The 20,430-nt window shown below is 66.9% G+C and carries 18 protein-coding genes; 7 read left to right on the top strand and 11 right to left on the bottom strand.

The features are described from left to right. On the bottom strand, positions 1-1,485 hold the full coding sequence (locus U9J33_RS07575; protein WP_324698793.1) for an aspartate aminotransferase family protein: 1,485 nt from the start codon (positions 1,483-1,485) through the stop codon (positions 1-3). A 314-nt stretch (positions 1,486-1,799) separates the two neighbouring features. Here U9J33_RS07575 and U9J33_RS07580 point away from each other — a divergent pair, with 314 nt between their 5' ends. Beyond that, positions 1,800-3,896 carry a transglycosylase domain-containing protein gene (locus tag U9J33_RS07580; protein WP_324698794.1) on the top strand — a complete coding sequence of 699 codons (2,097 nt, stop codon included), beginning with the start codon at positions 1,800-1,802 and terminating at the stop codon, positions 3,894-3,896. Positions 3,897-3,908: 12 nt separating this feature from the next. Here the strand turns inward: U9J33_RS07580 and U9J33_RS07585 are convergent, their stop codons facing one another. The 7 genes from U9J33_RS07585 to U9J33_RS07615 all read right to left on the bottom strand — a co-directional run bounded on the left by U9J33_RS07585 (position 3,909) and on the right by U9J33_RS07615 (position 9,799). Next, a complete protein-coding gene (locus U9J33_RS07585) occupies positions 3,909-4,997 on the bottom strand; it encodes an endonuclease/exonuclease/phosphatase family protein (protein WP_324698795.1) in 1,089 nt (362 codons plus the stop codon). 93 nt (positions 4,998-5,090) lie between these two features. Further along, positions 5,091-5,933, bottom strand: a complete 843-nt coding sequence (locus tag U9J33_RS07590; RefSeq protein WP_324698796.1) for a hypothetical protein — start codon at positions 5,931-5,933, stop codon at positions 5,091-5,093. Between the two features lie 231 nt (positions 5,934-6,164). Further along, positions 6,165-6,476, bottom strand: coding sequence for a hypothetical protein (locus tag U9J33_RS07595; protein ID WP_231636170.1), 312 nt, complete (start codon positions 6,474-6,476; stop codon positions 6,165-6,167). A 101-nt stretch (positions 6,477-6,577) separates the two neighbouring features. Beyond that, positions 6,578-7,531 carry a glutathione S-transferase family protein gene (locus tag U9J33_RS07600; RefSeq protein WP_324698797.1) on the bottom strand — a complete coding sequence of 318 codons (954 nt, stop codon included), beginning with the start codon at positions 7,529-7,531 and terminating at the stop codon, positions 6,578-6,580. Between the two features lie 95 nt (positions 7,532-7,626). Then, positions 7,627-7,911: a DUF3325 domain-containing protein gene (locus U9J33_RS07605; RefSeq protein ID WP_054441249.1), complete on the bottom strand. Its 285-nt coding sequence runs from the start codon at positions 7,909-7,911 to the stop codon at positions 7,627-7,629. Then, positions 7,908-9,470 (bottom strand): PepSY-associated TM helix domain-containing protein, encoded by a 1,563-nt coding sequence (locus U9J33_RS07610; RefSeq protein WP_324698798.1) that lies wholly within the window; start codon positions 9,468-9,470, stop codon positions 7,908-7,910. The genes U9J33_RS07605 and U9J33_RS07610 overlap by 4 nt, the downstream gene beginning before the upstream one ends. Beyond that, positions 9,467-9,799 (bottom strand): hypothetical protein, encoded by a 333-nt coding sequence (locus U9J33_RS07615; protein WP_324698799.1) that lies wholly within the window; start codon positions 9,797-9,799, stop codon positions 9,467-9,469. Before U9J33_RS07615 ends, U9J33_RS07610 begins: the two co-directional genes overlap by 4 nt. Before the next feature lie 255 nt (positions 9,800-10,054). Between U9J33_RS07615 and U9J33_RS07620 the strand changes: the two genes are divergently transcribed. From U9J33_RS07620 to U9J33_RS07635, 4 genes are all read left to right on the top strand, one after another. Next, positions 10,055-10,591 carry an RNA polymerase sigma factor gene (locus tag U9J33_RS07620; RefSeq protein ID WP_324698800.1) on the top strand — a complete coding sequence of 179 codons (537 nt, stop codon included), beginning with the start codon at positions 10,055-10,057 and terminating at the stop codon, positions 10,589-10,591. Further along, positions 10,592-11,623, top strand: a complete 1,032-nt coding sequence (locus U9J33_RS07625) for a FecR family protein (RefSeq protein ID WP_324698801.1) — start codon at positions 10,592-10,594, stop codon at positions 11,621-11,623. A 122-nt stretch (positions 11,624-11,745) separates the two neighbouring features. After that, the gene (locus U9J33_RS07630) at positions 11,746-14,961 is read left to right on the top strand and encodes a TonB-dependent receptor (RefSeq protein ID WP_324698802.1); all 3,216 of its coding nucleotides are present in this window, start codon (positions 11,746-11,748) and stop codon (positions 14,959-14,961) included. Positions 14,962-14,972: 11 nt separating this feature from the next. Beyond that, the gene (locus U9J33_RS07635; RefSeq protein WP_324698803.1) at positions 14,973-16,271 is read left to right on the top strand and encodes a metallophosphoesterase family protein; all 1,299 of its coding nucleotides are present in this window, start codon (positions 14,973-14,975) and stop codon (positions 16,269-16,271) included. 101 nt (positions 16,272-16,372) lie between these two features. Here the strand turns inward: U9J33_RS07635 and U9J33_RS07640 are convergent, their stop codons facing one another. After that, on the bottom strand, positions 16,373-17,428 hold the full coding sequence (locus U9J33_RS07640) for a tyrosine-protein phosphatase (RefSeq protein ID WP_324698804.1): 1,056 nt from the start codon (positions 17,426-17,428) through the stop codon (positions 16,373-16,375). A 285-nt stretch (positions 17,429-17,713) separates the two neighbouring features. On the opposite strand from U9J33_RS07640, the gene U9J33_RS07645 reads away from it, so the two are divergent. Continuing rightward, positions 17,714-18,892 (top strand): TetR family transcriptional regulator, encoded by a 1,179-nt coding sequence (locus U9J33_RS07645; protein WP_324698805.1) that lies wholly within the window; start codon positions 17,714-17,716, stop codon positions 18,890-18,892. A 143-nt stretch (positions 18,893-19,035) separates the two neighbouring features. Here U9J33_RS07645 and U9J33_RS07650 read toward each other — a convergent pair whose 3' ends face one another. Next, entirely contained in the window at positions 19,036-19,443 is a 408-nt protein-coding gene (locus U9J33_RS07650) for a DoxX family protein (protein ID WP_324698806.1), read from the bottom strand. A gap of 122 nt (positions 19,444-19,565) precedes the next feature. Between U9J33_RS07650 and U9J33_RS07655 the strand changes: the two genes are divergently transcribed. Continuing rightward, positions 19,566-19,829 carry a hypothetical protein gene (locus U9J33_RS07655; RefSeq protein WP_324698808.1) on the top strand — a complete coding sequence of 88 codons (264 nt, stop codon included), beginning with the start codon at positions 19,566-19,568 and terminating at the stop codon, positions 19,827-19,829. A gap of 43 nt (positions 19,830-19,872) precedes the next feature. On the opposite strand, the gene U9J33_RS07660 is transcribed toward U9J33_RS07655, so the two are convergent. Further along, positions 19,873-20,262, bottom strand: coding sequence for a helix-turn-helix domain-containing protein (locus tag U9J33_RS07660; protein WP_292636696.1), 390 nt, complete (start codon positions 20,260-20,262; stop codon positions 19,873-19,875). Positions 20,263-20,430: the final 168 nt, after the last annotated feature.

Genomic DNA, 20,430 nt, shown 5'->3' on the forward strand with positions numbered 1-20,430 from the left:
TCAGCCCAGCACGCGCTTGATGTTCTTGGCGACGAAGCGGACCGTGGCATCCGCCACGCCGCGCCCCAGCACGTCGTCCAGAGCGGCGAGCAGATGGTCCACCTGTGCCTCCTCGACGATGTAGGGCGGCATGAAGTGCAGCAGGTCTCGGGCGCCGGGCTGGAAATGGACGAGCACGCCGTGGCGTTCGAACAGTTCGCGCGCCACGGCGCCGATCAGCACCGTCTCGTAAGTCACGAAAAGCGGGTTCTTGCGTATATCTATCGCTTTTTCAGCAAGTTGCTGGCCAAAGTTCAGCTCGATTGCCTGGAAGCAGCCCTTGCCGCGCAGGGATACGATCTTGCGCGGATACTTCTCGCGCAGGCGTTCCAGCCCGGCTTTCAGGTAAGCGCCGATGCGTCCGGCCCGCTCGATCAGCTTCTCGTCCGCGAGCACGTTGAGCGTCTCGATGCCGACCGCGCAGGATTCCCCCATGCCGCTGAAGCTGGAACTGTGCAGGTTGCAGTCCTGCTTGTTGCCATAGGCCTTGTCGAACAGGGCCTGCGAGGTGACCATGGCGCCCAGTTCGCGCTTGCCGCCGCCCAGCGTCTTGGCGAGGGTGACGACGTCGGGCACCACGTCCTCGTGCTGGAAGGCGCAGAACCTGCCGGTGCGGCCCATGCCGACCTTCACCTCGTCGAAGATCGTCAGGATGTCCTCCTGCCGGCACAGCGCCGCGAATTCGGTGAGGAAGCCCGGGCGCGGCACTTCGCAGGAGGTGCCCCGGATGGTTTCGACGATCCCGGCGATGATCCGGTTGCCGCCTGCGGTCCGTTCCTGCCGGATCGCCTCGATCACGGATTCGATGTCTCCATAGGTGGCGAAGACGACGTTCTCCCGGGGAACGCCCATGATGAAGCCGCTCTGCACGTCGGTGGCGGTGGTGAGGGAGAGGGGGCCGTGCGTCTTGCCGTGGAAGGCGCCCCGGAAGCACAGGAACTTGGTCTTGCCCTTGGGGGTCTGCACGCGCTCGCACAGCTTCATCGCCGCTTCGTTGGCCTCGGTGCCGGATACCGCGAGGAAGGAGACGTCCAGCGGGCGGGGCAGGAACCGCGAGATGTTGTAGGCCAGCGCGCCCTGCAGCTTGTGCGGCGCGATCTTGATGCAGTCCAGCACCTTGAGTTCGTGGCAGCGGCGCTCCGCGGCGATCACGCGCGGGTGGTTGTGGCCCAGCCCGAGCACGCCGAAACCGCCCGAATAGTCGAGGATGGTGCGCCCGTCGCGCAAGGTGATCTCGGCGCCTTGCGCGCTTTCGATATCCATGCGCGCCAGGCCGAGGATGTCGAAGACCTGGAGCATGTACTTGTTGAGGTGCGCGGCATAGAGGTCCATCGCCGCATCGCCGTCCAGCGCGAGGCTCTGCTCCAGCGACAGCAGCTTGCGGTCTTCCGGCGCATCCGGGCCGAGGGTCTCGATCCGGGCTTCGATCTTGGAATGTGCCGTCACGCTCGATCTCTCCTGCCATCGATATGCAAGCAGGCTACCGGGCGGGTGGGACGGCGTGTATCTACAGGACCTTATACTCCCGAATGCCCGCGCCGGAACGCATGGCCTAGCCCTCCGGGAACGGGGCTACCCCTGCCGGATAGACGGGATGGCACGCACACCGTACCGGAAGGGATGGACCTGCGCCGGTTCCGGTCATCGGTTTGTCGATTTTGCGACAACATTTGCCTCGCAAGGCGCCACGGAACCCCGTATTGGCGAAATCCGGCCCGCTGCGGGCCTTGTTGGATGGGAAGTGCAGGCGAAGCCGCGATATGGCCTTGACGTTGGATAACCTGAAAAGCCTGCCGGAAGGCGGGCCGGACCAGGACGACCATTCCCCCAGTTCCCCGAACCCGCCGCCTTCCGCCGAGGCGCCGCCGCGCGGCCGTTCGCGCTGGTGGTGGATTTCGCGCGGGACCGTCGGCGTGCTGATGCTGTTCTTCCTGCTGATCGGCTGGCTGCTGGTGACGGCGCCGCTGTCAAAGTCGCTCCAGCCGATTTCGCCGCCGCAAGTCACGCTGCTGGCGGCGGACGGCACCCCGATCGCGCGCAACGGCGCCATCGTCGATGCGCCGGTGGAGGTGAAGAAGCTGCCGATCCACGTCACGCAGGCCTTCATCGCCATCGAGGACCGCCGGTTCTACAGCCACTGGGGCATCGATCCGCGCGGCATCGCCCGCGCCTTGTGGAGCAACGTGAGCGGCGGCAGCACCCAGGGCGGCAGCACGATCACCCAGCAGCTCGCCAAGTTCACCTTCCTCACCTCCGAACGCAGCCTGACGCGCAAGGCGCGCGAAGTGCTGATCGCATTCTGGCTGGAAGCCTGGCTGAGCAAGGACGAGATCCTCGAACGCTACCTGTCGAACGCCTACTTCGGCGACAATACCTACGGGTTGCGGGCGGCCTCGATGCATTACTTCCACCGCAAGCCCGAGAACCTCTCGCCCGCGCAGTCGGCCATGCTGGCGGGGCTGATGAAGGCGCCTTCGCGCCTCGCGCCCACCAACAACTACGATCTTGCCGAGCAGCGCATGAAGCTGGTGCTCCAGTCCATGGTCGAGGCGGGATACATGACGCCGGAGCAGGCCCGCGCCATCCGTGCGCCGCGCCTTGACGTGCGTTCGCAGAACGACCTGCCCACCGGCACCTACTTCGCGGACTGGGCGCTGCCGCAGGCGCGCGGGCTCGACGAGGCGAGCTATGCCGCGCAGACCTACAAGACTACGCTCGATTCCCGTCTCCAGGCCGCCGCGCGCCGCGCCATCGAGAATGCGCCGCTGGGCAAGGCGCAAGTCGCGCTGGTGGCGATGCGGCCCAATGGCGAGGTCGTGGCCATGGTCGGCGGGCGCGACTATGCCAAGTCGCCGTTCAACCGCGTGACGCAGGCCCGGCGCCAGCCGGGTTCGACGTTCAAGCTCTTCGTCTATCTTGCCGCGCTCGATGACGGCTGGAAGCCGACCGACACGATCGAGAACACCCCGTTCGAAATCGGCTACTATCGCCCGCAGAACGCCGGGGGCGCCTATTCGCAGACGATCACGCTGGCCGATGCCTTCGCCCATTCGAGCAATGTGGCGGCCGTGCGCCTGTTCCAGAAAGTGGGCGACAAGGCGGTGATCGACATGGCGCGCAAGCTCGGCGTCACCGCGCCGCTGCCGCATGGCGATCCCAGCCTCGCGCTCGGCACGTCCAGCATGACGCTGATGGAACTGACGGCGGCCTATGCGGGCGTGGCCGGCAATCGCTTCCCGGTCGCGCCGACGGCGTTCAAGGCCAAGGAGGAGGGCTGGTTCGACGGGCTCATCAGCGGCCGCCGCAGCCTGTCGCAGAGCGAGCACGACGATATCGAGACCTTGCTGCGGGGCGCCGTCAATCGCGGCACCGGGCGCGGCGCCCGGCTGCAAACCGCGAACTACGGCAAGACCGGCACCAGCCAGGAGAACCGCGATGCGCTGTTCGTGGGCTATGCCAAGGACCTCGTGGTCGGCGTGTGGGTCGGCAATGACGACAATACGCCGCTCAAGGGGGTTTCCGGCGGCACGATTCCGGCCCGTATCTGGCGCGATTTCATGCAGCAGGCGCTGGGCGAGCGCGCCGCGCCGCGTCCCCGTGCAACCGGGAGCCCCGATCCCGAAGGCCCGGTCCAGCCGCTCGACGTGCCGGATATCGGCGATATCCCGCTGGGCGATTCCAGCTTGCGCGTGGAGGAGGGCAAAGCGGTGCTCTCCACCCAGATCGGCGGCGCTCCGGTGGACGTGAAGCTGGACGAGAAGGGGCTCCAGATCGACGGGCGGCAGATCATCGAGCAACTGGTGCAGCCACGCCGCACCGATCCGGCACCCGCCGCTTCGTCTTCTCCGCAACCCTAGGTTTGCTCAGGCCTAGTTCGTAGCAATCCGGGGCCGCAAAGCCCGGAATGGCTCGATCCGGTAGCGGATCGTGTAGCCCATGTGGTCGGAAAGCATCCGGCCGTCCGGTTCGCGGCCGAAGGGCACGTCCGCGCCCACCGGCACGATGCGCGCGTTCGTGCCGTCGAAGGCGAATTGCAGATCGCGTGCGTGCTCGCGGATCGCGGCGAGATCGGCGTTCCGGGCGGGATCGTCAGACGCGCCGGGGAGAAGGCTCCGGCTGAGGGCATCGCGCACCGGCTGTCCGTTCACCTCGCCCAGCGCCGTGCGGAGCAGGGCCGCGCGGCGGGGGCGCTGGCCCTGGTTGAAGTCTCCCGCCACCACCACCGGCAATCCGCGCGCATGTGCCCTTGCGAGAAATGCGCCGAGGAAGGCCGCCTGTCGTCCGAAAGCGGCGGTGGTGCGGGCCTTGGGCGCTCCCGATGCGCTCTGGCAGTTGAGATGCGTCGTCGCCACCAGCACGGGGCCGCGATCCGGGGTTTCCAGTTCGGCGATCAGCACGCCCTTGGCGGCAAGACAGTCGTACCCGGCGCAGTCCTCCGGCGGGAAGGCGGCGCGCTCCACGCCCAGCACGGGAAAGTCGGAAAGCAGGACGAGCCCGCTGTCCACCACTGCCATGCTGGTTTCGCCCAGATGCCAGTCGCGACCGCCTGAATGCGAGGGCGCGCGCCGGGCGTAGGGGCCTTCGATCACGAAGGGATATCCGGCACGCCGCCCTATCGCCTTGGCATCGGCGGTGAAGGCTTCCTGCAGGACGACGACATGTGGCTGGCGCCCTTCGCGCCGCATCCCCGCCAGCCGCTCGGCGATGCGGCGAAGCGCCTGGGGGCGGTTGCTGGCAAGCGGCCAGGGCAGGCCCTTGACGTTGTAGGTGAGGATGGAAATCGTGCCCGGCTCCCTTGCTCCCGCCGTTGCTGGCTCCGGCAGCGGCGCCGCCGTGATCGGGACCGGATCGCGCGGTTCCCCCCCGATGGCGCCGCCAAGGCCGAGCGCGGCGGCAAGCGGCACCGCCAGCCAGACCGGCCGGCGGTCTCTTGCGGTCCAGCGGACCGATGCTTTCAAGAACTCCCTTGCGCGCCTGCCCCTGTGCAAGATCATGGTCGTCCCCTGTTGCGCCGTTTCCTGCCGGGCGGCCCGGCAGGGCGATGATCGGATCTACGGCTTCCTTCCGCTCTTCACCGGAGGAACCCTGCTCGCCACCATTTCCAGCGTCTTGCGCTCGATAGACCATATGACCCGCGGCTCGTCCGGGGCCCAGCCGATGGCCTGGCCGCCGGTCGGCATGGCGATCGTCGCCACATGTTCGAGCACGCCGCCCTGCCTGGGAACCCGGACCGCATAGATTTCCGGCAGATCGTGGCCGGTCACGTAGAGCAAGCCGTCCTTGCCCCACGAACCGCCCGAGGAACTGCGCGGGGCCATGCGGGAAAGCACGGTCTCCGGGAAGGTCCAGAGGCCGGTTTCCTCGAACCGGTCGTTCATCCTGACAAGTGTGGTGGCGCGGTGATCGCGGCCCGGCTCGCCGCCCTTGCCGTCGTAATTGGCGTAGCAGGCCCACCAGCTGCCCTCGTGGCGGACGAACCATGTCAGCGAGCCGTGGCCATGGCCCAGGGCATGGCTGCGCAGCGGTTTCAGGCTGGCCGCGTCGAACCACAGCACCTGGCTGTCCATCGGAACCTGCGGATAGTTCGAAGCCGCGCAGACCAGTTCGGAACCGTCCAGTTCGCAGCTGTTGAGATGCGGGTAGATCACCGGATCGCCGCTCCAGTGCGCGACGCGCCGGGCGCTCGCGGCGTCATAACGGGCGACCTCGTGATCGCCCACGGCATAGACGGAGCCATGGCCGCCGGCCGCGCCCTGCCGGGCTTCGGGGGCGGCGATGCGGCGCAGTTCGGTTGCTGCGGGAAGCGGCGCGCCGGGCGCCGCGCCGGAGGCCGCGACAGCGGGAGGCAGGGCAAGAGCCAGGCTCTGGGCAAGCGCGAGCGCGGCGAAGATCATGGGCGTGCCCCGATTCCGGCGCAGAAATGGCGGGTCGGTTCGTCGATCATGTTCTGCCCCTCGCTCGAACGATGGATGCGGCAGGATACCACGAAAGCGGCAAGGGCATCGAGACCTTGCCGTCCCTCACGGCGCCTTCGATGCCGCCCAGGGCTCGATAGGCTCCGCAAGTGACGGGACGATCACCGTTTGATGATGGTTTCGCGACAGGTCGCCCCGCCGCGCCGCCGCTTATCCTTCGACGACCGAGCTGATGCGGTGGAAGAAGGGATGGTGCGGCGTGGCGCCGTGGGCGATCTGGGTGAACATTCCCTCTCCCAGGTTGGGCAGCTTCGATTCCACCCCGCAGACTTCCTCGCCGCCGCGCACGTCGATATGGGCGTGGAGCTTGCCGTCGAATTCCAGCCCGATGTCCACCGCGTGCGGAAACTCGGCGCGGAGCATCTCCAGCACCCGGTTCAGACGGTCGGTGAGGGGCTCATCCGAGGAGGCACCGGAGAGCGACGAACCATCGATCGAGTAGAGGGATGCATCCTTGCGCATGGGGGCGCCTCCTTGGGAACTGAGGGATAGTGCGGATCGGAATACAGCTTACCTGTATTTGCCCGAGAGGGAACAGCCCAAAGTTGCCGCGGGAGTCCCGATCAGGAGCGTCCGTGCGGCGTGTCGAGGTCAAGTATCGGGCCCTTGGGCACAATCCCGGTTGGATTGATGCCGCGATGGCTTTCGTAATAATGGCCCTTGATGTGCTGGAAGTTCACCGTCGGCGCGATGCCCGGCGTCTGGTAGATGTCGCGCAGGTAGTCTTGCAGGGCGGGATAATCGAATATCCGCCGCACGTTGCACTTGAAGTGACCGACGTAGACGGCATCGAAGCGGACCAGCGTGGTGAAAAGGCGGATATCGGCCTCTGTCAGCCTGTCTCCCACCAGAAAGCGGCTGCGGGAGAGCCGTTGCTCCAGCCAGTCCAGCGAATCGAACAGCGGCGTGAGGGCTTCCTCGTAGGCATCCTGGCTGGTGGCGAAGCCGGCCTTGTAGACGCCGTTGTTCACCGTATCGTAGACCCGCGCGTTCACCGCGTCGATCTCGGTACGCAGGGCTTCGGGATAGAAGTCCCCCGGCGCGGCGCCGAGCCCGTCGAACGCCTCGTTGAACATGCGGATGATCTCGGAGGATTCGTTGTTCACGATCGTCCCGGTCTGCCTGTCCCAGAGCACGGGCACGGTGACGCGGCCGCTGTAGGCGGGATCGGCGGCGGTATAGACCTGGTGGAGATAGTCGGCATGGTTGACGGGATCGGGAATGACTCCGGGCGCATCGGCGAAGGTCCAGCCCTTTTCGATCATGACCCAGTTCACCACGGAGATCGGGACGAGCGCTTCCAGACCCTTGAGCGCGCGCACGATCAGGGTGCGATGGGCCCAGGGACAGGCAAGGCTGACATAGAGGTGATAGCGCCCGGCCTCGGCCTTGAAACCGGAGGCGCCGTCAGCGGAGATCCAGCCGCGATAGGCGGAATCCTTGCGGATGAAGCGGCCGCCGGTGGACTTCGTGTCGTACCAGACATCGTGCCACTGGCCGTCGATCAGCATTCCCATGGTCAGGCTCCCGCAAGGATGGACAGGGCCGCTCTATCGCTCCCGCGCGGCGACATGTCCATGACATGCGGGCGGGGCAAGCGGGCTGCGAAGGTTCAGGCCCCGCGCGAGGAACGGCCGCGCCAGATCAGCCAGGCGACATTGGCCCACGCGCCCACGGTGAGCTGCCCGGCCCAGGCAACCGTGCCGTAGCCCCAGCCCGATGCCGCCGCGTCGATTCCCAGCACCAGCACCACGAGCGTCCAGCCGCCGATGCGGGCGAGGCGGGTTTCCCGCTGGGTCAGCGCCCGCCCGGCAAGGTCGCGCTGGTGGCGCTTCATCGACAGGGCCAGCGCGGCGAAGGCGCCGCCGGCAAGGACGATGCAAAGGAGCTGGATCATGCCGTCACCGCCGTCTGGTTCCTGCGCCGGGCGGGGCGGGGCCCCTCCGCGCGTTTGCGGGCCGCCTTGCGCGCGCCCATCGCGAAGCCCGCCGCCAGCAGCAGCATGACCGTGTCGAACGAGACGAACAGCCAGTCCCCCGCGAGCAGGCTCACCGGCAGCCCGCGCGAGGTCGTCAGTGCATTGACCAGCGGCACGGCGGCGAACAGCGCGGCGACAAGGCCGAGCGCTTCCGGCCAGGCGCGGGCCGAGGGGCGCACCAGCGCCCAGAGCAGCACCGCGAGCCAGGCGAGGAACAGGCTGTCGATCTCGCGCTCGGCACGCTCCGCAAGGTCCAGCGGCAGCAGGCGGTTCGCCAGGAAGTATGTCGCAAGGCCCGCAGGGAAGCCCGCGACCGTGGCGATGTTGAGCTTCTCCACGAGGCGGAACCCGAAGTGCGGGCGAGCGGGATCGGGCAGCTTGGCCCGGCGCTTGACCGTCCAGAGCACGAGCCCACTGCCGACCATGATGGTGCCGCCGAGGCCGGAGAGGAAGTAGAGCCAGCGCAGGCCGTACCGGGCGTAGCGCCCGGCATGGAGGCCGATCATCACGCTCTCGGTGGCGAGCGCGGCGCCCTTGGCCATGCTGGCATCCACCGGGCGGCCGGTGACGCCGCCGAACGAGATTTCCTCGCCCCGCGAACCGATGGCGCCTTCCGCCGCGCGGGTCACGCCGATTCTGGCGGTGGCGTCTCCGGGGTTGGAGATGTTGAGGTAGCCCACCCGCTTGCCGCCCCACCGGGCGGAGGCCGCCTGCATGATCGGCGCGATGGCGGCCAGCGGCGCGGGGCTGCCGCTGCGGGCCACTTCCTCGGTCCGGCCGAAGACGGCGTCCTGGAAGGTGGCGCGATCGGCATAGTTGGCGGCGATGCCCCAGGGCATGTACATGACCGCCAGCGTGACCAGCCCGGTGAAGGTGATCATCAGGTGGAAGGGCAGGGCGATCACGGCGGTCACGTTATGCGCGTCCAGCCAGGAGCGCTGTCCCTTGTTGAAGCGCAGCATGAAGAAGTCCGCGAAGATCTTCTTGTGCGTGATGATGCCCGAAAGGATCGCCACCAGCATGAACATCGCCGCCAGCCCCACGAGATAGCGGGCCCAGAGCACCGGCATGTAGTGCAGGTCGAAGTGGAAGCGGTAGAGGAAGAAGCCGCCGCGCGTCTCGCGGGTGGAGACTTCCTTGCCGGTCTGGTCGAGCAGGGCGCTGGTTTCGCCGCGGTTTGCGGGCGCGCTGCCTTCGCCGGGCTGCCAGTAGACCTGCGTGGTGGCGCTGCGGCTGTTGGGCAGCGAGATGTACCAGCTCGCCGCATCGGGGGCCGTGCGCTGCAGGAACCGCACCGCGCCTTGCGCCGAGGCGACCGGATCGGCATCGCCGGTGATCTCCGGCTGCATCCAGCGGGTGATCTCGTCCTGGAAATAGGCCGAGGTGCCGGTGGCGAACATGGCGAACAGCAGCCAGCCCAGCAGCAGCCCGGTCCAGGTGTGGAGCAGCGCCATCGACTGGCGCAGGCCCTCCTTCACAGCCGGCCTCCCATGTCGAGCGAGAGCCACAGCGCGCCGCCAAGAACCGCTGCCGAAACGGCCAGCCACAGCCAGAGCCGCCCTGCCGAGCGCAGGCCGAAGGCCAGCAGCGCGATGGTGGCGAAAAGCGCGAAGGACAGCAGCGTGGCCGCCACGCTGGCCTCCGCCGGGTTGACGGAAAGTCCGTGCGCCAGCAGCCGGGCCAGGCAGGCCGTTGCCAGCGAGGTGACGAGATAGTTCGCGGGGACCGCCGCGAGAATGCGTGCGGTCACGTTCCAGCGGCCGATACCGCGCCCCGTCGTCCTGCCGTTCGCGGCACTTCTCGCCATCGTCTTCCCACCGTCCAACTGTATATTGCAAATCAATCGCAACAGTGCGCCGGTTAGATTCAGCCCGCGCCCGAGTCAATGGTCCAGCGCCGCGCGTGGGGCCGGGGCCAAGGGAAGCCCGCAGGAATACCCAACCGGGCGCTGCCGTTCCTGCAGTTTCCGGTATTCCTCAAACCGTCATGGACAGGCCCTAGGGACCGCCGGCCGGACACGAGACGGCGGGGCGCTGGGTGAAAAATCGTGTTGTCGAATGCCATGGATCGTCCCGCGTCGCCGCCGCAGGACTGGAATGCGGTCGGCGCTGCGCTCGTGCGCTATCTCAGGGCGCGGGGAACGCGGCCCGACGTGGCCGACGACGTGGCGCAGGAAACGCTTGCGCGGCTGATCGCTCTCAGCCAGACGCAGCAGATCGGCAGTCTCTTTGCACTGGGCTTCAGGATCGCGGACAACCTGATCGTGGACTTGCAGCGGCGGGAGATGCGCCAGGATTACTGCCATGGGTCGCGCCAGTCCGGGGAAGCAGACGAAGAATGGGAAAGCGACGATCCCTCGCTGGACAGGGTTCTCGATTCACGCCGCGCGCTGGACGTGCTCTCGCTCTGCCTGCGGCGGATGCCGCCCTTGCGCAGGGAAGTGCTCATTCGCAGGCGCCTCAATCATGAAAGCTGCCGCGCCATCGGTGACGATCTCTCGATCAGCGCGAAGGCGGTGGAGAAGCATATCACGCGCGGTCTGCTCGACCTGCGGCGGGCGCTCGAACGCGCGGGCGTGGACCTTGCGGGACATGGCTGAATGATGCCCGACCGGCAGGACTTCGGCGAGATCGACCGTCAGGCCGCGCAATGGGCGGACCGGATGAACCGCCCCTTGCAGGATGCCGAGATGGCGGCGGCGTTTGATCGCTGGATCCTGCAGGATAGCCGCCACGTGGAAGCCTATGCGCGGATGCAGGGGCTCTGGCAGTCCGGGGCCATGCAGGACGCGCTGACGGCAGCGGAGGCAGGGACGGGCGCGGCGGCGATCGGGTCATGGCCCGGCGCGGCGGGCGGCACCCGGACGGGTACGGACGAATCCGGCCTGCCGGAAGACGGCGAGGCCCCGAACTGGGCCGCGCAGGCGTGGAAGCAGTTCGCGGCCTTCACTGCGGTGGCGCTCTGCCTCGTGGTGGTCGTGTCGCTGGGGGCGCGGCTGCTGGTGAGCGAGGCGAGCTACCGCACGGCGCGCGGCGAAACCCGCGATGTCCAGCTGGTGGACGGATCGAAAGTGCGCCTCAGCGGCGATACCCGGATGGACGTGCGCTTCACCCCATGGTCGCGCGAGGTCGTCCTGCGCGAGGGCGAGGCCTTCTTCGACGTTGCGCACGAGAAAGTCCGCAATTTCGCCGTCGATACCGGCAGCTCCAGCGTGACCGTGCTCGGCACCGCCTTCGACATCGATCTGGTGGACGAACAGACGCGGGTGGTGCGGGTCTATCGCGGCCTGGTGAGCGTGGATGCCGGTGCCGGGCGGCAATGGCGCCTGCCGGCGGGCAGCGGCATCGAGGTGGGCGGCGGTAAGGTCCGCAGCCTTGGCGATGTGCCGGGCGATCATCCCGGCTGGATCGACGGCTGGTTCGATGCCGAGGATACATCGGTGCGGCAACTCGTGCAGCGGCTCAACCGGGGTTCCTCGCGGCCGATCGAACTGTCCGATCCGGCCCTGGGCGACCTTCCGGTGACGGGCCGGTTCCAGACGTCGGACCCGGAGATGGTGCTGGATGCGCTGGCCGCGATCCACGATCTCCAGTGGCACAGGGAAGGCGGCCGCTACCTGCTTTCGCGTTAGGCGGCAGGCTCTTGGTGTCATCAAGAATACTTGATAACGTAATGAAAATGTAAGAAAAAATAATTGTCGGGTTAGGCCGGGCCTGCACGTCTTCCCCCCGAATGCCTTATCCTAGGGGGGAAATGATGTTTCGTTCGAGTAATGCCCTGCTGCGCGTATCCGCGTGGGCGATCGCGTTGGCCACGGTGAGCGGCGGGGTCGCCGCGGCGCCTGCGCAGGCGGCTGCCACGGGGCAGTACAGCTTCGCCATTCCGGCACAGGACCTCGGCCATGCGCTTCAGGAATTCTCGCGCGTTACCGGGCTGCAGGTGGCGGCGGCGCCCGATGCGGTGCGGGGGCGCCGGAGCGCGGCCGTCTCGGGCCGGATGAGCGCGCAGCAGGCGCTCGCCCGGCTGGTGCGCGGCGCCAATGTCGAGACGCAGCTTCGCGGGGGCACCGTGATCCTGAAGGCGCGGGCGGCCACGCCGCGCCCCGCCGCAGTCACCGCTCCGGCGCGCCGCGCCGCGCCGGTGGCCGCCGCCGCCGTTGCCGAAGAGCCTGCCGGGGGCGGAGACAGCGAGATCGTCGTCACCGGCTATATCGAGGCGGCGCAGCACGCGCTCGACATCAAGCGCAGGAACGACACCGTCTCCGACACGATCAGCGCCGACGACATGGGCAAGCTGCCCGCCAACAATGTTTCCGAGGCGCTCGCGCGGCTGCCCGGCGTCAACGCGGTGCGCAGCCCGACCACGGGCGAGGGCGACCGCATCACCGTGCGCGGCCTTTCCACCGAGCTGAACAACTACTCGATCAACGGCGTTCGCCTGGGCGGGGCCGGTTCGCGCGACAACAATTTCTATCGCGGCGTGCGCCTCTCGGTCCTGCCGCCGGACGGTATCAAGCAGATCACCGTCTATAAGACCCTGACGCCCGACCGCGACGGTGACGCGCTGGGCGGCTCGGTGGATATCTCCACCCCGACCGCCTTCGACCAGACCCCGATGTACGCGCGTCTGTCCGCCGAGGGCGGGATGCTCGACAAGTACGACCATCGCAAGTCCGGCCAGGTTTCCGGCGCGCTTTCGCGCCAGTTCAGCGACCATTTCGGCATATACGTCGCCGCGAACTGGAGCCGCCGCAAGTCGCAGTTCGAGCAGAACGGCGTCGACGGCGATAACCAGCCCGATACCTGGTACGATGACAGCGAGACGCTGGGCTGGGACCCCAACCGCTTCGTCATGCGCGGCATGGACCTGGGCTTCGGCGAAACCGACGTGAAGCGCTGGGGCGCCAATACCAGCATCGACTACCGCTCGGACAATCACGATTTCCACTTCCGCGGGCAGTACAACAAGTACCGCAAGGACGAATTCCTCAACCGCCTGAACTTCCGCAACGACACCGCCCGGAACTCGACCCGCCTGGTGCAGGTGGATTCCGCCGATACCGCCTTGCTCCAGCCCGACGACAACGTGACCGGGTACGACGATGCGCTGGGCCGGATCTACGGTTATTCGCTCGACCAGATCGTGGATCAGGACGGCGACGGGATCATCACCGACGCGGACCGCAAGGGCAAATCGTTCTACAGCCTCAACGGCGGGTCGGGTACGTGGGACCCGCAGGGCTTCCGCCTGCGCCGCTTCTGGGAAGGTTCGCGCGAGACCGGCAGCCTCGCCTCGGCCAACCTCGGCGGAATCTCGCGCGTGGGCGAGCTGACGGTCGACTACGACGTTTCCTACTCGCAGTCGGAAGACAATCTCGACGACGGGTACACGCTGGAATTCCGCAGCGACAAGTACGGCTGGCTCGGCAACGAGGGCGTGCTGTTCAGCAGCAGCGAGGATTCGCGCTTCCCGAAGTGGCTGCTCAATTCCGCCGGGCTCGAAGCGGTGCAGGACCCGTCGCAGTACGATTTCAGCAGCCTTGAAGGCGAAGTGGGCGGCAGCAGCGAGAAGCTCTGGCAGGCGCAGTTCAACCTTGAATGGAAGCCGGTCGATTCCTGGCTGCAATCGTTCAAGACCGGCGCCAAGTTCTACAATTCGCGCCGCCGCACTTATCAGGGCTCGTTCCTGAACCTCGAGGCGGACGGCACGCTGGCGGACTTTTCCGAGTTCTACGGCAAGGACGTGAACAGCCTGTTCGGCGGCGCCTATAGCGGGCTCTACCGGCTCGGCACCACGATCGACAACCGCAAGATGCTGGCCGAACTCCAGCGCGCCGAGGACGGCCAGAGCGAGATCTTCGACGGTTTCGCGGTCGATCCCAATGACGCGGAGCTTTCGAATGAGGACAGCTTCCGCTTCAGCGAACGGGTGATCTCGGCTTATGCCATGGGCACGGCCCGCTTCGGCCGGGCGCAAGTGATCGCCGGCGTGCGCATGGAGGCGACGCGCAACACGATCGACGCCTGGAACATGGACCTGATCCAGGGCGAGCGGTTCGTCTCGGACAAGTCCAGCTTCGTGAACGTGCTGCCCTCGGTCCATGTGAATTACGAACTGGACGACCGCACCAAGCTGCGCGGCGCGGTCTGGACCAGCTTCGCGCGTCCCGACATCGCCCGCATGAGTTCGGCGCGCGAATACGGCTACGACACCGACCCCGATGGCGACGGCGAGGAAAACCCGGTCTCGCAGTGGGTGCTGACCTCGATCGCGCAGGGCAACCCGAACCTCAAGCCGATGCGCTCGCTCAACCTCGACATGTCGCTGGAGCACTATGCCGGCCGCACCGGGGCCTATTCGGTGGCGCTCTACTACAAGCACATCACCAACTTCCTGTTCCGCTCCTCCTCCAGCAACATCCGCGACGGGACGCTGGGCGAGAACGTCGATCCTGCCGGCGTGGCGATCTCGATGCCGAACAACGGCAAGTGGGCCGAAGTCTACGGCGTGGAGATCAGTGGCCAGCAGCTCCTGCACTGGCTGCCGGGCGTGCTCGGTTCGCTGGGCGTGGGCGGCAACCTGACGCTGCAGCGTTCGAAGGCGGTCACGGGGCTTTCGTGGCATCCCGACGGCTACACCCTGCCGCTGATGGAAACGCCCGAGACGATCGCCAACCTGCAACTGTTCTGGGAGCGCAAGGGCTGGGAAATCTACGGTGCATGGAACTACCAGTCGCGGTTCCTCGGCGGCATCCAGGACTTCGGCAACAATCCCTACGAGCAGGCCTATAGCTTCGTGGACCTGACCTTCCGCAAGACCTTCCTCAAGAAGTCCTCGGTGCAGTTCCAGGTCCAGAACCTCTTCGATTCGCACACTTATTGGGAAACCGTGTCGTCGGGGACGGGGGGAAGCCGCGCCTACATCAAGAACGGGCGCAGCATGACGCTCGGCTTCAACCTGATCTTCTGAGGATACCTGCCATGAAGACCAAGACGCGCATCCTGCTGGGAGCGCTGGCCCCGGCCCTGCCGCTGTTTCTGCCGCTGTGCCTGCCGTGTCCCGCCTTCGCCGCTGATGCTCCGGCCCAGCAGCAGGAGCCGCTGGCGCCCGCCACCGTCCGGCCCGAGCGCGTGATCCTGAATCTCACTGCCGATCCGGCCACCGGCATGGCCGTGACCTGGCGCTCGGCACCGGGGCTGCCGGGGCAGGTGCAATATGCGAAGGCGACCAGCAGCCCCGACTTCGTGAAGGCGCCGCTCACCGTGGCGGCGAATACCGACGATGCCACCTTGCCGGTCCGCGAGGACCCGGCATTCCGCGCCGCCTATCACTCGGCGGTGCTGACCGGGCTCGAACCCGATACCGTCTATGCCTACCGCGTGGGGGACGGCGCGCACTGGTCCGAATGGTTCCAGTTCCGCACCGCCGCCCGCGAGGGCAAGCCGTTCCGCTTCATCTACATGGGCGACATGCAGAACCAGATCCTGTCGGAAGCCTCGCGCACCTTGCGCATGGCCTTCCGCCAGGCGGGGGACGCGGCCTTCACGATCCACGCCGGAGACCTCATCAACCGGCATGACAGCGATGCCGAATGGGGCGAGTGGTTCGCCTCGGGCGGGTTCCTCTATGCCCAGACGCCGCAGATGCCGACGCCGGGCAATCACGAATACGTCAGGGATGAAGCCGCGCGGGCGGGTTCCTCGATCAACGGCCAGTGGCGGCGCCAGTTCACCTTGCCCGAGAACGGCCCGGCCGAGCTTCCGGCGAGCCGGGAAACGAGCTGGTACACCGACTATCAGGGGCTGCGCCTGATCTCGATCGATTCCATGCAGGTCGATCGGGACGAGACCGCGCGCAAGGCCATTGTGAAATGGCTGGACGGGCTGCTGGCGAAGAATCCGAACCGCTGGACGGTGCTGTTCCTGCACTTCCCGCTGTTCTCCAGCGAGCCGGGGCGTGACAATCCCAAGGTCCGCGCCGCGCTGAAGCCGCTGATCGACAAGTATCATGTCGACCTCGTGCTGCAGGGCCACGATCACGGCTATGCGCGCGGCGCGATCGGCAAGGACGGCCCATCGGCGGACGATGCCGGAACCACTTATGCCGTCTCGGTCGCCGGGCCGAAGATGTACGATGTCGGCAGCCTGCCCTGGGCCCGCAAGTCGGCCTCGCGCACGCAGGCCTATCAGGTGATCGACGTCAGCCCCGCCGCGCTGACCTACCGGGCCTATACGGCGACGGGTGAGCCGCTCGACGCGGTGACCTTGCACAAGCCCTGATATCCGCAAGGGCCGGCCGCAGGCCGGGGGGGCGCCGTTTCCGGCCCTTGGCGAGGCCGCGCTTCGTATTGCGACGCGAAGTGCGGCCTCGTTCGGTCCGGTCAGTCGAGCATGTTCTGGCGCAGCCTGGCGATATCCGCGTCGGTCAGGCCGATCTTCTGCTTCAGGTAGCCTTCGGTGCCGCCATACTGCTTGTCGAGATAAGTGAAGAACTGCGCGAGGTGAGAGATGCCGCCGGGGGTGTAGAGCGGTTCGGCCTTGGGTGGCTGGCCATCGGCGCGGGCGGCGTAATACTTGAGGATCGGGTTGCCCGGATAGTCGGCAGGGTCGACCTTGGGCATTTCCCACTGCGGCTGACGGAACGTGGTGGAGAGGTGATAGTCCTTGAGGATCGTCTCCCGGTCCACGCCGAGCAGGTCGTAGATCAGGGCCGTGGCGATCCCGGTGCGATCCTGCCCGGCCGAGCAGTGGTAGACCACCGCGCCCTCGTTCGCGAGGAGCCGGTTGAACAGGGCGCGGAACTGCGGGACGAGCATGATTTCCATGCCCTCGTAGATGTTCTCGCCGCCGCTCCTGGCCATCTTCGCGAAGAGGGGCTTCAGCGAATAGTCGTTGGCGAGGAACAGTGCGCCGGTACGGTCGTCAAGCATGTCGGGCGCGACTTCGCGTTCCTCGATCGAGCGCAGGTCCACCACGGCGCCCAGATGAACCTGATCGAGCAGCGCATAGTCCGCATCCGTCAGCAGCGGCATCGCGCCCGAGCGAAAGGCCTTGTCCCACTTCACGGTGCGGCCGTCGCGGGTGACATAGCCGCCGATGTCGCGGAAGTTGCTGCCCTGCTGGAGCGGCAGGACCCGCTCGGCGACCACGGCGGTCTTGCCCTTGCGGCTTTCGAGGATGACGTAGCGGCGCTCGCTTGCGGGGATGGGCAGGGTGAGCGTGCTCTCGGTGCTGGCGGCGGCAAAGCGCCGGTCGCCCTTGTCGAGCACGGTATCGGCGCTGATCCACACCGCGACCGGGGCGGTGTCCGGCCGGGTGAGCTGGACGGTCTGCGCGTCGAGCCGGGTCAGCGCGGCGATTTCGCGCGCGGTGGCGGCTGTGCCGGAAAGCGCCGTGATGGCGGCGATCAGGGCGATGGATGTGGTCTTGCGCGTCATTTCTGGGATTCCCGGTCAGTGGCGCAGGGGGCAGCGTGCTTCCGATCGGCCCGCGATGAACGGACGTAGCGGCGACAGGCCCGGCGGCGCGAATTTGATCGTGGCCGATGTAGAACGTATGTATGTATCCTGTGTGACATCCGTATCGTCAATCTCCATGGCATGCATCGTGGCCACGATGCTCGCCATCGGCGGGATCGCTTGCTATTGTCAGGCAGACGACATGCCGAACCGGAGCGGGGCCTGATGCCGGAAAATCCTAGAAAACCCTCTAATGACAGGCTGTTGGAGGCTGTTTTTGAGCAATGGGCCGCTGTTGGCGGCAGCGGGGTCACCGCGCGGCAGGTTGCCGGAATTGCCGATATACCGGTATCGTCGATCTACCATCATTTCGGCTCTCTGGAACAGTTGTTGGTCGTTGCGCAGGATCACGCGCGGCAGCAGGCGCGGCTCTGGTGCGATGACCAGCTCGGGCAGGTTTCGGGGTTCGCGGGGGACTATCGCGATTTCCCGGCCTTCTTCGCGCAGATCGTCGATGGCTGGGCGAACGAGCGGCGGGGGCTGGCCTTCGCCTGGCGGGAAGGGCAGCTTCTGGCCGCCACCAGCCCGGCCTTCCTGCAGGCGGAGGGGGAGTGGCGCGATCTCTGGGCGGGGTTCTGGCAGGTCGCGGCGGCAAAGTTCGGGCTGGCGGACCGGGCCATTGTCGTCGAGCGGGTCTTCGAGAACGAGAGCTTCCTGCACATGTTCCGCTGGCGCCGCACCGTGGACCGCGCCGGGCTGGACGAATTCGCGCGGGGGCTGGCGGCGTGGCTGTCGGGCAGGCCGATCCCGGAAGCGCCATGGCGCGACTATGCCCGGGCCGAGGCTCTGCGCGAGCTTCCGGCCTTCCCTGAACGCGACGCCACCGGCGCCCGCATCGTCGAGGCCGCAGCCGCCTTGCTGGAGAAGACAGGCGCCAGCGGGCTGACTCACCGCGCGGTTGCCGAAAGCGCGGGGCTGACGCTGGGCGTGGTCTCGCACAAGTTCCGCACCAAGTCGGAACTGGTCCAGGCCGCATTCGAGGGAACCTACCTGAGCGGCGTGACCCGCTTCCGCTCCGATGCCCTGCCCGGCAGCGACACCGCCGCCGAAGCCGCGATCGAGCAGGCGCTGGACAACATGGTGGGCTTCATCGCCCACAGCGTGCGCGGCCGGGGCATGGATGAACTGCACATCGCCGTGGCGCGCGACCCGGCGCTGAACCAGTTCGCGGCGCAATTGCGCTATCTGCGCGGACAAACCTCGCGCAAGCTGCTGGAGGCACTGATCCAGGGGCGGCGTCAGGCGGGAAATCTCGAAGCGGCGCTGCTGTCGAGCTTCCTTTCGTCCTTGACGCGCAACCATGCCGGGGCGGAGGGCGAAACGTCCCGGGCAGCGATCCGGCGCGAGTTCGAGGCGGTGGTGGATCTGATCCGGGCGGGCTGATCGCCTCGCCAACGTCATCGCGCAGCCCGAGCGGGCAGGGTGATGCCAGGTGCCGTTCTGGTGCCTTTAGGTGTCGTTCTGTTCCAGACGCGAAAAGGGCGGGCCTTTCGGCCCGCCCTTGATGTTTTCGGTCTGCAAACCCGTCAGTCGCGGCCGTTTCCGAAGGCGACGATCTGCAGCAGGCCGCCGGCCATGGCGACGTTCTTGAAGAAGTGGATGAACTGGTTCTGGTCGCCGAGCTGGGCGTGGAAGAAGAGGGCAGTCGCCAGGCTGAACAGCGCCAGCACCGCGGCCACGGCGCGCAGGCGATAGCCCGAGATCAGGACGACACCGCCCACCAGTTCGACGATGATCGCGCCGGCAAGCGCAACAGCCGGCAGCGGCAGCCCGGCCGAGGCGATATAGGCCATCGTGCCGGATGGATCGGCAAGCTTGGATGCGCCGCTCAGGATGAAGATGGCGGCTATCAGGATACGTCCGATCAGCGGCAGGAACCTGGCGATGCCGTTGTCGAGCGTGGCGGGAGCGGTCTTGGCGGTTGCGGTATTCATGGCGATTCCCCTTGGCATTTGCGTTGAAGAGGAGCCGTAAGTCCGCGTTATGCGGCCGATGCTGCGGCGCCTCGATGACAGGGAAGTGCCGGAAGATCGGATTTCCAGAAATCCTGATAAAATTGATCTTCACGTTCGATAAAGTTGAAATGGTAGATCGTGGAAAATGGGACTGGCGGCAGGGCGGGGGGAGTCGCCGCCAGTCCCTCAGGGGTTCGCAGGCCGACCGTGCGGGCTCCGAACAGGGCTTTGGCGTAGTCGCCGCCAAGCCCGTAACTCTTGCCAAGCAGGCGGGATTAACGGCCCGGCCCGGGCTGGCATCAAGGTTGCAAATGAATACGGTCGCGGCAGGCAATGGCTTTGCCGGACAGGAGTTTACGAGCTAGGCCTTTCGCGGTTCAGGGTCTTGTACGGAGTTGACGCGAAGCATCAGTTGGCGCGTGCGACGGGCTGCCAGCGGCTGCGCCACACTTTGGGCGTGGTGCCCACCGCGCGGCGGAAAAGCCGCGTCAGGTGCGCCTGGTCGGTCAATCCGCATGTGCAGGCGATCTGCGAAAGCGCATCGTCGGTCTGGAGCATGAGGCGCTGCGCCCGCCGGATCCTTTGCCGGATGACATAGGCGTGGGGCGGTTCGCCCATGCTGGTCTTGAAGGCCCGGCAGAAGTGGCCGGTACTGAGCCGCGCAACCATGGCAAGGTCTCTGCAGGCGAGGGGGTGAGCAAGATTGTCGTCCACATGGCGGACCACCCTGTGCAGTTGCCAGCCGGCGAGGCCGCCCTTGGCCGAAGGATCGGATGTCAGGTCCGCCGGCGGAGCCACCGGCAGCAACAGGGCGCGGTAGTTCTCGGGCCTTTCTCCCGCCGAAATGCCGGCGGGGTGAACCCTGTCTTCGAAAATAGCTGGTAGATCCCGTCCCGATTTTATTGTTGTCGTGCTCAAGTTCGCATGAAGCATGACCAACTCTCCAATCTCGGCGAATCGGATTGT

The organism is Novosphingobium sp. RL4 (assembly GCF_035658495.1).
Lineage (GTDB): Bacteria > Pseudomonadota > Alphaproteobacteria > Sphingomonadales > Sphingomonadaceae > Novosphingobium.